Here is a 12,556-nt window from a genome sequence, read left to right on the forward strand (position 1 = left end):
TGGCTGCCGGTTCCATCGACTGATGTGGGGAGACTCGCATCACGAGCCACGACGTGGCCAGGCTGACACCGAGTGTCAGTCACAGCCACGGGCATCGCCGTGAGGCGTTGCGTTCAGGCAGAGGTCCGACGACTGACGGTCGCATCGCGTGTCGTCATCCTCCCGGATTCTGCCCTTGCTGCGGCGTCTGGCAGAACATTCTGATATGGATCATCTGAAGTACCCCCTTCTGCCTTGTCGCGTTCCACCTTAATCCATTGCTTAGAGAGTTTATCTTGATGAGTTCCAAATCGTTCTTCCGTTGTTTCATCATCAGTCTGTTGCTGGCATTGCCGGCACCGTTGCTGATTGCCGTCTTCATCACCCTGACCGGCGGCGAGCTGGCCGACACGCTGTCCACGGCACTCAGCGTCGAGGGCTTTGAACTGGCCTACGCCGCTGCTGCCGTCGCCGTCTTCATTCTGCTGCTGGTCGCCACCCTGGCCATTCCGGTGCTGACACCGCGTTCCGCGGCGCTGGCCGAAGTCGAGGACGACGATCGTGAGATCGGCGAGGTCAAGTGGTTCAACGTCAACAAGGGCTATGGCTTCGTGACCCGCGAGAGCGGTGAAGATGTCTTCGTGCACTTCCGTGCCATCCGTGGCAAGGGCCATCGCACGCTGGCCGAAGGTCAGAAGGTGCGTTACCACGTCATCAGCAATGAGCGTGGCCTGCAGGCGGATGACGTGACGGTCATCACCTGATCGCTGACTCGCTCAGTGAAAGACGACAACGCCCCGCAGGCTAGCCTGCGGGGCGTTGTCGTTCATGGCCTGCACATTGGGGTGACGAGCGTCGCGTCACTCAGCCCTGGTCTGGCCAGGTGAAGGCCTCTTCGCTGCCATCGGCCATGACGCGGAAGAAGCGGTCCGGCTCATCGCCTGGCTGCCAGCTGCCCAGCGAGCAGCGCGCCTCGACCTGCAGCCCTCGGGCGGCGGCGCGAGCACAGTCGACATCACGTGCCCAGGGAGTGCTGGCGCTGTCGAACCACAGGCTGGCGAACCCGTCAGCGACTTTCTCCACGACCAGTACCGCGATCTCGGCGCCGTCACGCGTGAGGCGGGTCCGGTGCTGCAGCTTGCCGGCCGGCTGGAAGACGACGACCTGCCCGAACTGCTCGCCCAGCCAGGCACCGAGCGCTTCCAGGCTCAAGGGCTTGAGGTAGATCTCGATGTCCGGGTATTGCTCATCGGCGTCAGTGTGCGGGGTGTCGCTCATGCCGTGGTCTCTCGGGTCGCGGGGACAAACAGGTATTCCAGGATGTGTTCATAGGCACTGGAGAGCTGGTCCAGGTCGCTGGCCATGATGCGTTCATCGATCTTGTGGATGGTCGCGTTGACCGGCCCCAGCTCTACCACCTGGGTGCCGAGCGTGGCGATGAAGCGACCATCGGAGGTGCCGCCGGAGGTGGACAGTACCGGCTTGCGTCCCAGCGCGCGTTCCACGCCGTGCACGGCGGCATCGACCAGCGCGCCTTCCGGTGTCAGGAAGGGCTCGCCGCTCAGGTTCCACTCGATCTCGACGTCCAGCCCGTGCTTCTCGAGGATCTCGTAGGTGCGACGCTTGAGGTCATCGGCGGTCAGCTCGGTGGAATAGCGGAAGTTGAACACCACTTCCAGCTCGCCGGGGATGACGTTGGTCGCGCCGGTACCGCCACGGATGTTGGAAATCTGGAAGCTGGTCGCCGGGAAGAAGTCGTTGCCGTCGTCCCAGTGTTCAGCGGCCATGGCGGCCAGTGCCGGGGCGGCCTCGTGGATCGGGTTGCGCGCCAGGTGCGGGTAGGCCACATGGCCCTGGACGCCCTTGACGTGCATGACCGCACCCAGCGAGCCGCGACGGCCATTCTTGATCACGTCACCGGCGTAGTCGGTGGAGGACGGCTCGCCGACGATGCAGTAGTCGAGGCGCTCGTGATGCTCGCGCAGATACTCGACCACCGCACGGGTGCCGTGAACCGCCGGGCCTTCCTCGTCGGAGGTGATCAAGAAGGCGATGCGGCCTTCGTGATCCGGGGTGGCGGTCACGAAGCGCTCGGTGGCGGTCAGCATCGCGGCCAGCGAACCCTTCATGTCGGCGGCGCCACGGCCACACAGGAAGCCGGCATCGTCGATGCACGGCGAGAACGGCGGATACTGCCAGTTGGCTTCCGGACCCGTCGGCACGACATCGGTGTGACCGGCGAAGGCCAGCACCGGACCATGATGGCCGCGCACCGCCCAGAAGTTGTCGACATCGCCGAAGGGCAGCCGCGTGATCGTGAAGCCAAGCGCCTCGAGGCGTTCGATCATCAGGGTCTGGCAGTCCAGGTCGTCCGGCGTGACCGAGGGGCGTGAGATGAGATCGAAGGCCAGCTCCAGCGTCGGAGACAGATCGGCGGGGCGTGGCGGAAGCGGTGCGTTTGAATCAGTCATCATGGGCCATCGCTGCAGGCGTCATCGCGAGGAGCGACAGCGCGAAATTCGGGGGAGAGACGAAGTGTCTTCACGCCGGCTCGGACACTGCTGCCCGAGCCGGGAAATGCCACGACGGCCTGCCAGAGGTGCAGCCCCTGACAGGCCATCGTCACGCGCCTCAGTTGTGGGCGTGCAGGGCATCGTTGAGCGCGATGGCGCTCTTGTTTGTGCGGCACTCGACACGGCCGGTGACGGAGTTGCGACGCAGCAGCAGGTCGTCCTGGCTCGCCAGCTCACGGGCCGCGACCGTCTCGACTTCCTGGCCTTCGTTGTCGAAGACCATGACCTTGGTGCCGGCGGTGATGTAGAGGCCAGCTTCCACGGTGCAGCGATCGCCCAGCGGGATGCCGATACCGGCATTGGCGCCGATCAGGCAGCCTTCGCCGACCTTGATGACGATGTTGCCGCCACCGGACAGGGTGCCCATGGTGGAGCAACCGCCGCCCAGATCAGAGCCCTTGCCGACGAAGACGCCCGCGGAGATGCGGCCTTCGATCATGCCCGGGCCTTCGGTGCCGGCATTGAAGTTGCAGAAGCCTTCGTGCATCACGGTGGTGCCTTCGCCCAGGTAGGCGCCCAGACGCACACGTGAGGTATCGGCGACACGGATGCCGGTCGGTACCACGTAGTCGGTCATCTTCGGGAACTTGTCGACGCAGTCCACGGATAGGGTGCGACCTTCCAGGCGGGCCTTGAGGCGACGCGCCGGCAGCTCCTCGATGTCGATGGCGCCTTCGCTGGTCCAGGCGACATTCTTGAGCAGACCGAACATGCCGGTCAGATCGATGCCGTGCGGACGCACCATGCGGTGAGACAGCAGGTGCAGCTTGAGGTAGACCTCCGGCACGCTCTGCGGGGCGGCGTCTTCCTCGATGAATATGGCGACCAGCGGGCGCTGGCTGGCGGCCAGGCTCTCGGCCAGTTCGGCCTGGGCGCTGTCACCGGCGTCGCGCAGGGCGCTGGCCAGGGCGGCGCAGTGTTCCGGCAGGAAGCTGGTGGCGGTGGTGCCAGCCGGTGCGTCCAGTGCCTTGCGAGCGGCGTCAGCAACGGCAGCGGTCGGCTTGAACAGCGGGGCAGGATAGTAGACTTCCAGCCAGTCGCCGGTGGTGTTCTGGGTGCCGATTCCGAGGGCAAGGCTCAACATCGTGTCAATCTCCGGGGTGTCCAGTGGTGTAAGGGGTAGCTCAGTCCTGCGGTTCGTAGACCGCCTTGTCATAGCCGATCACCAGATCCATCTCATTGTCGGCGGGATGACGCTCGAGAATGGGACGCTTGATCAGGGTCGGGTGCTCCAGCATCAATGCACGTGCCGAGTTGGCATCGAGGCTGTCACGTTGTTCATCGCTCAGGTTGCGCCAGCTGGTGCTGCGCTTGTTGAGCAGGCTGCTCCAGGCGGTCTGCTCCAGCCAGGATTCCAGCAGGCTGGCGGAGAGGCCATCCTCACGCAGGTCATGCCAGCGATAGGGCACGCCCCGGTCGTCGAGGGCGCGGCGCGCCTTGCGGCAGGTATCACAGGTCTTGATGCCGTAGAGCACGTGCATGGCGGTCTCCTTGAGCCAATCCACCCCGCCGGGCGGGGCTGTCATCCAGTGTTGGGCTGCTGTCAGCCCGTGCAAGCCTGGCGCTCAGCGCAGGCGTTCGACGAAGCGACGCAGGCGCCGGGCGGCTTCGACGGTCTGTTCCAGTTCGGCCACCAGCGCCAGACGAATGCGTCCGGCGCCCGGATTCACGCCGTCCACCTCACGCGCCATGTAGCTTGCCGGCAGCACGCCGACGGCCTCTTCACGCAGCAGCTCGCGGGTGAAGGCGGCGTCATCCCCGCCCGGCACGGCCGGGTAGAGATAGAAGCTGGCTTCCGGGGTCGGGAAGTCCATCACCGGCGCGAGGATCTCGGTCACGGCGGCAAACTTCTCGCGGTAGGCGTCGCGATTGGCCAGCACGTGGGCTTCATCATTCCAGGCGGCGATGGAGGCGTGCTGGTGGTGCAGCGGCATCGCGCAGCCGTGATAGGTGCGGTAGTGACGGAAGCGACGGATCACCTCGCCATCGCCGGCCACGAAGCCGGAGCGCAGGCCCGGCAGGTTGGAGCGCTTGGACAGCGAGTGGAAGACCACGCAGCGCGCGTAGTCATCGCGGCCCATGGCGGCACAGGCCTGCAGCAGGCCCGGCGGCGGCGTGGACTCGTCGAGATAGAGCTCCGAATAGCACTCGTCGGAGGCGATCAGGAAGTCGTGCTCGTCAGCGAGGCGAATCAGCTGCTGGAAGTCGGCCAGCGGCGTCACCGCGCCAGTGGGGTTGCCCGGCGAGCAGACGAAGACGATCTGGGTGTCACGCCATACCTCGGCCGGCACCGCGGCGTAGTCGGGGCGGAAGCCGTTCTCGGCGGGGCAGGGCAGGTAGGTGACCTCGCCGCCGGCCAGCAGCGTCGCGCCTTCGTAGATCTGATAGAAGGGGTTCGGCACCAGCACGCGCGCCGGACGCGTGCTGTCCAGCGAGGCCTGGATGAAGGCAAACAGTGCCTCGCGGGTGCCGGTGACCGGCAGGACCTGCTGGTCGATATCCGGGGTGGCGTTGAGCGAGAAGCGCTTCTCCAGCCAGCTGGCGATCGCGGAGCGCAATTCCGGCAGGCCGCCGGTGGCGGGGTACTTGGCCACGCCCATGATGTGCTCGCGCAGGGTGTCGAGCACGAACTCGGGGGGCGCGTGACGCGGCTCGCCGATGGTCAGCGCAATCGGGTCCAGAGCGGGGTTGGGGACGACGCCCTCGCGCAGCTTGGCCAGGGTTTCAAACGGGTAGGGCTTGAGCTGGTCGAGATCCGGGTTCATGCACGTTCCATGGGTGATGGCCGTTGCCGGCCGAGCAGGAAGGAAGGCGTCCGCGAGTCCGCCGGACTGCCATGCAGGTCGACTCGCGATTATAGGGAAGGCGGCCGGTCCCCTCAATCGCGGGGTGCCGGCGGCCTCTCGCTGTTCATGCCTGCGCGACGCGTCAGCCGCGCTCGCCGACCTGGAGCACTTCGGTCAGGGCGTCACGCAGGCGCGTCTGGCGCTCTGGGTCGGTGATCGGCTCACCGGCGCGGTCGGTGATGAAGAAGATATCCTCGACGCGCTCGCCCAGGGTGACGATCTTGGCGGCATCGATGGCGATCTCGTGCTCCATGAACACGCGGCCGATGCGCGCCAGCAGACCCGGGCGGTCAGAGGCGATCACTTCCAGCACGCTGCGGCCATTGGTGTAGTCCTGGCTGAGCGTGATGCGTGGCGCGATGCGGAAATGCTTGAGCTGACGCGGCGTGTGACGGTTGACGATCACCGAGTAGTCATCCGGATCATCCAGCTCTTCGACCAGATGGGTGCGGATGTCGGCGAGACGTGCGGCATCGCGGATCGGCTCACCGTCGTCATCGAGCAGGATGAAGGTGTTGAGCGTCCAGTTGTGGCTCGAGGTGGCGATGCGTGCATCGTGGATCGAGAGCCCCAGCTGCTCCAGTGCCGCCGCCGTGGCGGCAAACAGGTTGTCCACCGAGCGGGTATGGATGAAGACCTTGGTGCCGCCTTCGGTCATCTCTTCGGTGGGTGCACTGGTCAGCACCAGCGGCAGAGGTTCGCCATGCTCGTCCAGCTGGGGCGATGCCTGACGTGCCAGGATGCCCTGGGTGTGCCAGGCCACCTCGCTGGGCGCGTAGCGTACGAAGTAGTCGTCACCGAGGCTGGCCCACAGCGCTTCGGCGTCGCTGCGTGAGGTGCCCATGCCGGCCAGCAGTGACAGGGCTTCCTCGCGGGTCTCGGCGATCCATTCGTGGCGTTCCGGCGGATGCTCCAGGCCCCGTCGCAGCGCCCGGCGCGTCTCCATGTGCAGCTGACGCAGCAGCGCCGCTCGCCAGCCATTCCACAGCGAGGGGTTGGTGGCATTGATGTCGGCCACCGTCAGCACGTAGAGGTAGTCGAGATGCGTCTCGTCGCCGACGATCTCGGCGAAGCGCGTGATGATCTCGGGGTCGGCGATGTCCTGCTTCTGTGCGGTCATCGACATCAGCAGATGGTGGCGCACCAGCCAGCTCAAGGTGCGAGTGTCGCGCTGGCTGAGATCATGACGGCGGGCGAAGTCCTCGATTTCCAGTGCGCCGATCTCGGAGTGATCGCCGCCGCGTCCCTTGCCGATGTCATGATAGAGCCCCGCGATCCACAGCAATTCCAGCTTGGGCAGTTCACGGATCAAGGCGGCGGCGACGGGGAATTCCTCTTCCGCGTCAGGGGCGCGGAATTCCTGGGCGACCTTGAGCAGGCGCAGGGTGTGGGCATCGACGGTGTAGACGTGGAACAGGTCATGCTGCATCAGGCCGACGGCACGACCGAAGGCCGGCAGATACTTGCCGAGGATGCCGTAGCGCGCCATGCGCTTGAGGACGCGTGGCACGTTGCCGCCGGAGCGCATCAGCTCCATGAACAGGCTCTGGTGACGGACGTCGTCACGGAAGGCGTCATCGATCTGGTGACGATGATCACGCAGTGCGCGGATGGTGTCGGCGCGCACGCCCTCGATCTCGGGGTGCTGCGCCATCAACAGGAACAGCTCCAGCAGCGCGGCGGGGCGACGGCGGAACACGCCTTCCTCGCGCAGGCTGATGTAGCCGCTGCGAATCTCGAAGCGCGGATTGAGCGGCACGATGTTGACCGGCTCGTCATGGCGCAGGATGGCCTCATCGAAGTGCTGCAGCAGCATGTCGTTGAGGCCCGCCAGGGCGGTGACGTGGCGATAGTAGCGCTTCATGAACTGCTCGACCGCCAGGTGCTCGGGCGTGTCCTGGAAGCCGAACAGCTCGGCGATGGTGCGCTGGTGGTCGAACAGCAGCCGGTCCTCGGCGCGCCCGGCCAGCATGTGCAGCGCGAAGCGCACCTGCCACAGGAAGGCCTGCCCCTGGCTTAGGATGCGCAGCTCGGCGTCATTCATGAAGCCCAGCTCGACGAGGTTGTCGTAGCGCTCGACCCCGAAGTGACGCTTGGCGACCCAGCCGATCATCTGGATATCGCGCAGGCCACCGGGGGATGACTTGATGTTGGGCTCGAGGTGATATTCGGTATTGGCGAACTTGTGGTGGCGAGCGATCTGCTCCTGCCACTTGGCCTCGAAGAAGGCCTCGGCCGGCCACAGACGGTCGGTACCCAGGCGCTCGCGCATGGCCTCGCGCAGCCGCTGCGGGCCGGCGATGACACGGGATTCCAGCAGGTTGGTGATCACGGTGACGTCGGCACGGGCCTCACGTTCGCAGTCACTCAGCGAGCGCACCGACTGGCCGATCTCGAGCCCGATGTCCCACAGGAAGGTGATGAAGGCGGACAGCGCCTCACGGTAGGGCATGTCATCGTCCTGCTCCAGCAACAGCAGCAGGTCGATGTCGGAGTGCGGGTGCAGCTCACCGCGGCCATAGCCGCCCACGGCGAGCAGGGCGATGCCATCATCCGGCCAGGCCTGGCGTTGCCAGGCGATGGCCAGCAGGCGATCGATGGCGCGGGCACGGCCATGGATGAGGTCGCGGATGTCGGCACCCGCCTTGAAGCGGGCCTCGAGACGCTCCTGTACCTGTGCCAGAGCCCGCTTGAACAGCGGGATGGGCGTCTTCGTCGTGGCCAGCTCGCCGTCGAAGGTGACGGCATCGTAGAGCGCTTCACGCTCGACGAAGTGGTAGTGGTGCAGGAGCATCGTGATCAACCCTCGAGGAAGGAGAGGTCCTCTTCCGTGCGACGTGTCAGCACCTCGACGCCGGTGGCGGTGACCAGCAGGGTGTGCTCCCACTGCGCGGACAGGCTCTTGTCCTTGGTCACGGCTGTCCAATCGTCCTTGAGTACCTTCACCTTGTAACCACCGACATTGACCATCGGCTCGATGGTCAGGCACATGCCTTCCAGGAGCTCGGCGTCGGCACGGGCTTCGTAGCCGTCATAGTGCAGCACCTGCGGGTCCTCATGGAAGCCGGCGCCGATACCGTGGCCGCAGAAGTCACGCACGACACTGTAACCTGCCGCTTCGGCATGCTTCTGGATGGCGCGACCGATCTCGGAAAGACGCACGCCCGGGCGTACCAGCTCGATGCCCTTGTAGAGACATTCCTGGGTGATGCGGCACAGGCGCTCCGCCTGGATGGTCGGTTCCCCGACGATGTACATCTTCGAGGTGTCGCCGTGATAGCCGTCCTTGATCACGGTGATGTCGATGTTGAGGATGTCACCCTTCTTGAGCTTCTTGTTGTCATCGGGGATGCCGTGACAGACCACGTGATTGATCGAGGTGCAGATCGATTTCGGGAAGCCGTGGTAGTTGAGCGGTGCCGGAATGCAGCCCTGAACCTCGGTGATGTGATGGTGAGCGATGCGATTGAGCTCGCCCGTGGTGACACCGGGACGGACGTGCTCGTCGAGCAGCTCCAGCACTTCAGCCGCCAGACGGCCGGCGACGCGCATCTTGTCGATTTCTTCAGCTGTCTTGATGGGAATGTTCATGAGGACTCGAGGCAGGAGATAAGAGGGATGAAACGCCGCCAGGCCGCGCGTGGCGGGGGAATGGCGCGACGCATCGCGTGCCGTGTCGGGCAGTCGCGACTTCATATCGTGGTCGAGCTATGGTATAAAGCCGCGCGCTTTCCTGCAAATTCTCCTCGATCGGCCACCTCCGGGCATCTGGCCGAGGCGACATTGAAAGGACTGACGTACATAACCCCAATCCACACACGTTCCGTCACATGGTCCCGGGTGCCGCGCAAGCGGTCGGATCCATGGGGGACGTGGAGGCCCAACCCGATATCCAGGAGATATTCACATGGCGCAAGTCAACATGCGCGATCTGCTCAAGGCAGGCGCACACTTCGGCCACCAGACCAAGTACTGGAACCCGAAGATGTCCAAGTTCATCTTCGGCGCTCGCAACAAGATCCACATCATCAACCTCGAGCACACCCTGCCGGCGCTGAACGAAGCCGTGTCAGTGGTCGAGAAGATGGCTGCCAATGGCAACAAGATCATGTTCGTGGGCACCAAGCGCGCTGCCGGCAAGATCATCAAGGAAGAAGCTCGCAAGGCTGGCCAGCCGTACGTCAACCATCGCTGGTTAGGCGGCATGCTGACCAACTTCAAGACCATCCGTCAGTCCATCAAGCGCCTGCGCGAAATCGAGCAGATGCATGAAGACGGTACCTTCGCGAAGCTGACCAAGAAAGAAGTCCTGATGGCCACTCGTGAGCAGGACAAGCTCGAGCGTTCCATCGGCGGTATCAAGGAAATGGGCGGCCTGCCGGACGCCATGTTCGTGATCGACGTTGACCACGAGCGCATCGCGATCAACGAAGCCAACAAGCTGGGCATCCCGGTCATCGGCGTCGTCGATACCAACTCCAACCCGGACGGCGTGGACTACGTCATCCCGGGTAACGATGACTCCATCCGTGCCATCCAGATCTATGTCCAGGCAATTGCAGGCGCCTGTGGCAAGAACAAGGAAGAAGAGCTGGCCGGTGAGTTCGTCGAAACTGCGGCTGAAGAAGACGCAGCAGAGTGATCCTGGCGGCTTGATCTGACTGTCACACACGCTGCGCTACACTAAGTGCGGCATGGCCTAGCCAAGCGGCAGTCAGGTCAGGCAATGAGGGGGCCACGGCCCCCTCATTTGCGACCGCTCAAGCGGTCGTGACCGAATTCCCGTATTCAAAGACGTCGACACGACAGAGGTTTCATCCCATGGCAGCTATCAGCGCATCTATGGTCAAGGAACTGCGTGAGCGTACTGCGCTCGGCATGATGGAATGCAAGAAGGCTCTTACCGAAGCCGGTGGCGACATCGAGCTCGCGATCGAGAACCTGCGCAAGAACTCCGGCCTGAAGGCCGCCAAGAAAGCTGGCCGTGTGGCCGCTGAAGGCGCCATCGTCATCAAGGTCGCCGACGATGCCAGCTATGGCGTGATGGTCGAAGTCAACTCCGAGACCGACTTCGTCGCTCGCGATGACAACTTCCAGGCCTTCACCAAGCTGATCGCCGACCGCGTGTTCGAGACCAAGAACACCGATATCGCTTCCCTGATGGAAGGCGAGCTGGAAGACACTCGTGGTCAGCTGGTTCAGAAGATCGGTGAGAACATCTCCGTGCGTCGCGCCGAGCTGGTCGAAGCGCCGGCCGGTGGTGTCGTCGGTGGTTACGTCCACGGCGGTCGCATCGCGGCTCTGACCCTGCTGCAGGGCGGCACCGCTGACGCGGCCAAGGACGTCTCCATGCACGTCGCAGCCGTGAACCCGGTCTGTGCACGTCCGGCAGACATGCCGCAGGAACAGATGGACGCCGAGAAGGCCATCATCCTTGCTCAGCCGGACATGGCTGGCAAGCCGGCGGAAATCGCCGAGAAGATGTCCCAGGGCCGTCTGAAGAAGTACCTGGCTGAAAACAGCCTGACCGAACAGCCGTTCGTCAAGGACCCGAACCAGACCGTCGCCGAGTTCGTCAAGGCTGCCGGCGGTGAAGTGGTATCCTTCGTGCGCATGGAAGTCGGTGAAGGTATCGAGAAGGAAGAAGTGGACTTCGCAGCTGAAGTCCGTGAGCAGGCCAGCCGCGCGTAAGGGCTGACTGTTTTCGCTTCTCACGATGGCGTGCGCTTAGTCGCACGCCATCGTGTATCTGGCCCCCGCCTTCGGGCCGCCCCGTCCCCGTATGTCAGTATCAGGAGAAATTCGCATGGCCACCATTTCCGCTGAACGCAATGCCAAGTACAAGCGCATACTGCTCAAGCTTTCCGGTGAGGCCCTGATGGGCGATGGCGAGTTCGGCATCGACCCCAAGGTGCTGGATCGCATGGCGCTGGAAATCGGTCAGCTGGTGGGCATCGGTGTCCAGGTCGGCATCGTGATCGGCGGCGGTAACCTGTTCCGTGGCGCGGCCCTGCAGGAAGCCGGCATGGAACGCGTGACCGGCGACCACATGGGCATGCTGGCCACCGTCATGAACGGTCTGGCGCTGCGTGATGCACTGGAGCGTTCCAACATCCGCTCTCGCGTCATGTCTGCCATCCCGATGAGTGGCGTGGTAGAACATTACGACCGCCGTACCGCGATCCGTTATCTGACCTCGGGTGACGTCGTCATCTTCTCCGCCGGCACCGGCAACCCGTTCTTCACCACGGATTCCGCCGCCTGTCTGCGTGGCATCGAGATCGATGCCGATGCCGTCATCAAGGCGACCAAGGTGGATGGTGTCTACGACAAGGACCCGGTCAAGTTCCCGGATGCCGTGAAGTACGAGAGCCTCAGTTATGACGACGCGCTGGAGCAGAAGCTCGGCGTGATGGATTTGACCGCCATCTGCCTGGTGCGTGACCATGACATGCCGGTACGGGTGTTCAACATGAACAAGGTAGGCGCGCTGCTCAACCTGGTGGTGGGTGGCAAGGAAGGCACGCTGATTGATAGAGGGTAAGATTGTGATCAACGATATCAAGAAAGACGTCGAAGCACGCATGAAGAAGACCATCGAGTCCCTCGGTGCCGCCTTCAGCAAGATTCGTACCGGTCGTGCGCATCCGAGCATTCTCGATGCCGTGACGGTCGACTACTACGGTAGCCAGGTGCCGCTGAATCAGGTGGCCAACATCACCACCGAAGATGCGCGCACCCTGACTGTCGTGCCGTGGGAAAAGCCCATGGTGCCGAAGGTCGAGAAGGCCATCATGACTTCTGACCTGGGTCTCAACCCGTCCACCGCCGGTGACGTGATTCGCGTGCCGATGCCGATGCTGACGGAAGAGACGCGTCGTGGTTACACCAAGCAGGCGCGTGCAGAAGCGGAAAACGCCCGCGTGGCGCTTCGCAATGTGCGTCGTGACGCCAATGGCGACATCAAGAGCCTGCTCAAGGACAAGGACATCTCCGAAGACGATGCACGTCGCGGAGAAGACGAGATCCAGAAGCTGACCGACAAGTATGTGGCGGAAGTCGACAGTGCTCTGGAGCACAAGGAAACTGACCTGATGCAGGTCTGATCGGGTCTGCCGCCGGCACCCTGTCGGCGGCATCCGGTGCTCGTAGCGAGAC

At 63.9% G+C, this 12,556-nt stretch carries 12 protein-coding genes; 5 read left to right on the forward strand and 7 right to left on the reverse strand.

All coding sequences use genetic code 11. The annotated features are described in order from the left end of the window. The first annotated feature begins 278 nt into the window (after positions 1-278). A complete protein-coding gene (locus tag ACZYGA_RS11955; protein ID WP_077377808.1) occupies positions 279-743 on the forward strand; it encodes a cold-shock protein in 465 nt (154 codons plus the stop codon). Between the two features lie 100 nt (positions 744-843). Here ACZYGA_RS11955 and ACZYGA_RS11960 read toward each other — a convergent pair whose 3' ends face one another. The 7 genes from ACZYGA_RS11960 to map form a co-directional block, all read right to left on the reverse strand. Further along, the gene (locus ACZYGA_RS11960; protein WP_084207814.1) at positions 844-1,257 is read right to left on the reverse strand and encodes a hypothetical protein; all 414 of its coding nucleotides are present in this window, start codon (positions 1,255-1,257) and stop codon (positions 844-846) included. Further along, a complete protein-coding gene (gene dapE / locus ACZYGA_RS11965) occupies positions 1,254-2,450 on the reverse strand; it encodes a succinyl-diaminopimelate desuccinylase (RefSeq protein WP_404626287.1) in 1,197 nt (398 codons plus the stop codon). Before dapE ends, ACZYGA_RS11960 begins: the two co-directional genes overlap by 4 nt. A gap of 160 nt (positions 2,451-2,610) precedes the next feature. Next, positions 2,611-3,636 carry a 2,3,4,5-tetrahydropyridine-2,6-dicarboxylate N-succinyltransferase gene (dapD, locus tag ACZYGA_RS11970; RefSeq protein WP_404626289.1) on the reverse strand — a complete coding sequence of 342 codons (1,026 nt, stop codon included), beginning with the start codon at positions 3,634-3,636 and terminating at the stop codon, positions 2,611-2,613. Between the two features lie 40 nt (positions 3,637-3,676). Further along, positions 3,677-4,033, reverse strand: a complete 357-nt coding sequence (locus ACZYGA_RS11975) for an ArsC family reductase (protein ID WP_043333033.1) — start codon at positions 4,031-4,033, stop codon at positions 3,677-3,679. 84 nt (positions 4,034-4,117) lie between these two features. Beyond that, a complete protein-coding gene (gene dapC, locus ACZYGA_RS11980) occupies positions 4,118-5,317 on the reverse strand; it encodes a succinyldiaminopimelate transaminase (RefSeq protein ID WP_404626292.1) in 1,200 nt (399 codons plus the stop codon). A 163-nt stretch (positions 5,318-5,480) separates the two neighbouring features. Then, positions 5,481-8,192, reverse strand: a complete 2,712-nt coding sequence (locus ACZYGA_RS11985; protein ID WP_077377823.1) for a [protein-PII] uridylyltransferase — start codon at positions 8,190-8,192, stop codon at positions 5,481-5,483. 5 nt (positions 8,193-8,197) lie between these two features. Then, positions 8,198-8,989 (reverse strand): type I methionyl aminopeptidase, encoded by a 792-nt coding sequence (gene map / locus ACZYGA_RS11990; protein WP_077378170.1) that lies wholly within the window; start codon positions 8,987-8,989, stop codon positions 8,198-8,200. A gap of 316 nt (positions 8,990-9,305) precedes the next feature. On the opposite strand from map, the gene rpsB reads away from it, so the two are divergent. The 4 genes from rpsB (at position 9,306) to frr (ending at position 12,504) form a co-directional block, all read left to right on the forward strand. Next, positions 9,306-10,040: a 30S ribosomal protein S2 gene (rpsB, locus tag ACZYGA_RS11995; RefSeq protein WP_065392491.1), complete on the forward strand. Its 735-nt coding sequence runs from the start codon at positions 9,306-9,308 to the stop codon at positions 10,038-10,040. Positions 10,041-10,219: 179 nt separating this feature from the next. Further along, positions 10,220-11,089, forward strand: coding sequence for a translation elongation factor Ts (gene tsf / locus ACZYGA_RS12000; protein WP_065392492.1), 870 nt, complete (start codon positions 10,220-10,222; stop codon positions 11,087-11,089). Positions 11,090-11,204: 115 nt separating this feature from the next. After that, positions 11,205-11,942 (forward strand): UMP kinase, encoded by a 738-nt coding sequence (gene pyrH / locus ACZYGA_RS12005; RefSeq protein ID WP_240499639.1) that lies wholly within the window; start codon positions 11,205-11,207, stop codon positions 11,940-11,942. A 4-nt stretch (positions 11,943-11,946) separates the two neighbouring features. After that, complete coding sequence (frr, locus tag ACZYGA_RS12010) at positions 11,947-12,504, forward strand: ribosome recycling factor (protein WP_077377825.1); 558 nt, start codon at positions 11,947-11,949, stop codon at positions 12,502-12,504. The last annotated feature ends 52 nt before the right edge of the window (positions 12,505-12,556 follow it).

Source organism: Cobetia sp. BL01, from assembly GCF_056493605.1.

Excerpts from the sequence above, each read along its gene's own strand:
- ACZYGA_RS11955 (WP_077377808.1), top strand. The coding sequence starts at position 279 with ATGAGTTCCAAATCGTTCTTCCGTTGTTTCATCATCAGTCTGTTGCTG.
- ACZYGA_RS11960 (WP_084207814.1), bottom strand. The coding sequence starts at position 1,257 with ATGAGCGACACCCCGCACACTGACGCCGATGAGCAATACCCGGACATC.
- dapE (WP_404626287.1), bottom strand. The coding sequence starts at position 2,450 with ATGACTGATTCAAACGCACCGCTTCCGCCACGCCCCGCCGATCTGTCT.
- dapD (WP_404626289.1), bottom strand. The coding sequence starts at position 3,636 with ATGTTGAGCCTTGCCCTCGGAATCGGCACCCAGAACACCACCGGCGAC.
- ACZYGA_RS11975 (WP_043333033.1), bottom strand. The coding sequence starts at position 4,033 with ATGCACGTGCTCTACGGCATCAAGACCTGTGATACCTGCCGCAAGGCG.
- dapC (WP_404626292.1), bottom strand. The coding sequence starts at position 5,317 with ATGAACCCGGATCTCGACCAGCTCAAGCCCTACCCGTTTGAAACCCTG.
- ACZYGA_RS11985 (WP_077377823.1), bottom strand. The coding sequence starts at position 8,192 with ATGCTCCTGCACCACTACCACTTCGTCGAGCGTGAAGCGCTCTACGAT.
- map (WP_077378170.1), bottom strand. The coding sequence starts at position 8,989 with ATGAACATTCCCATCAAGACAGCTGAAGAAATCGACAAGATGCGCGTC.
- rpsB (WP_065392491.1), top strand. The coding sequence starts at position 9,306 with ATGGCGCAAGTCAACATGCGCGATCTGCTCAAGGCAGGCGCACACTTC.
- tsf (WP_065392492.1), top strand. The coding sequence starts at position 10,220 with ATGGCAGCTATCAGCGCATCTATGGTCAAGGAACTGCGTGAGCGTACT.
- pyrH (WP_240499639.1), top strand. The coding sequence starts at position 11,205 with ATGGCCACCATTTCCGCTGAACGCAATGCCAAGTACAAGCGCATACTG.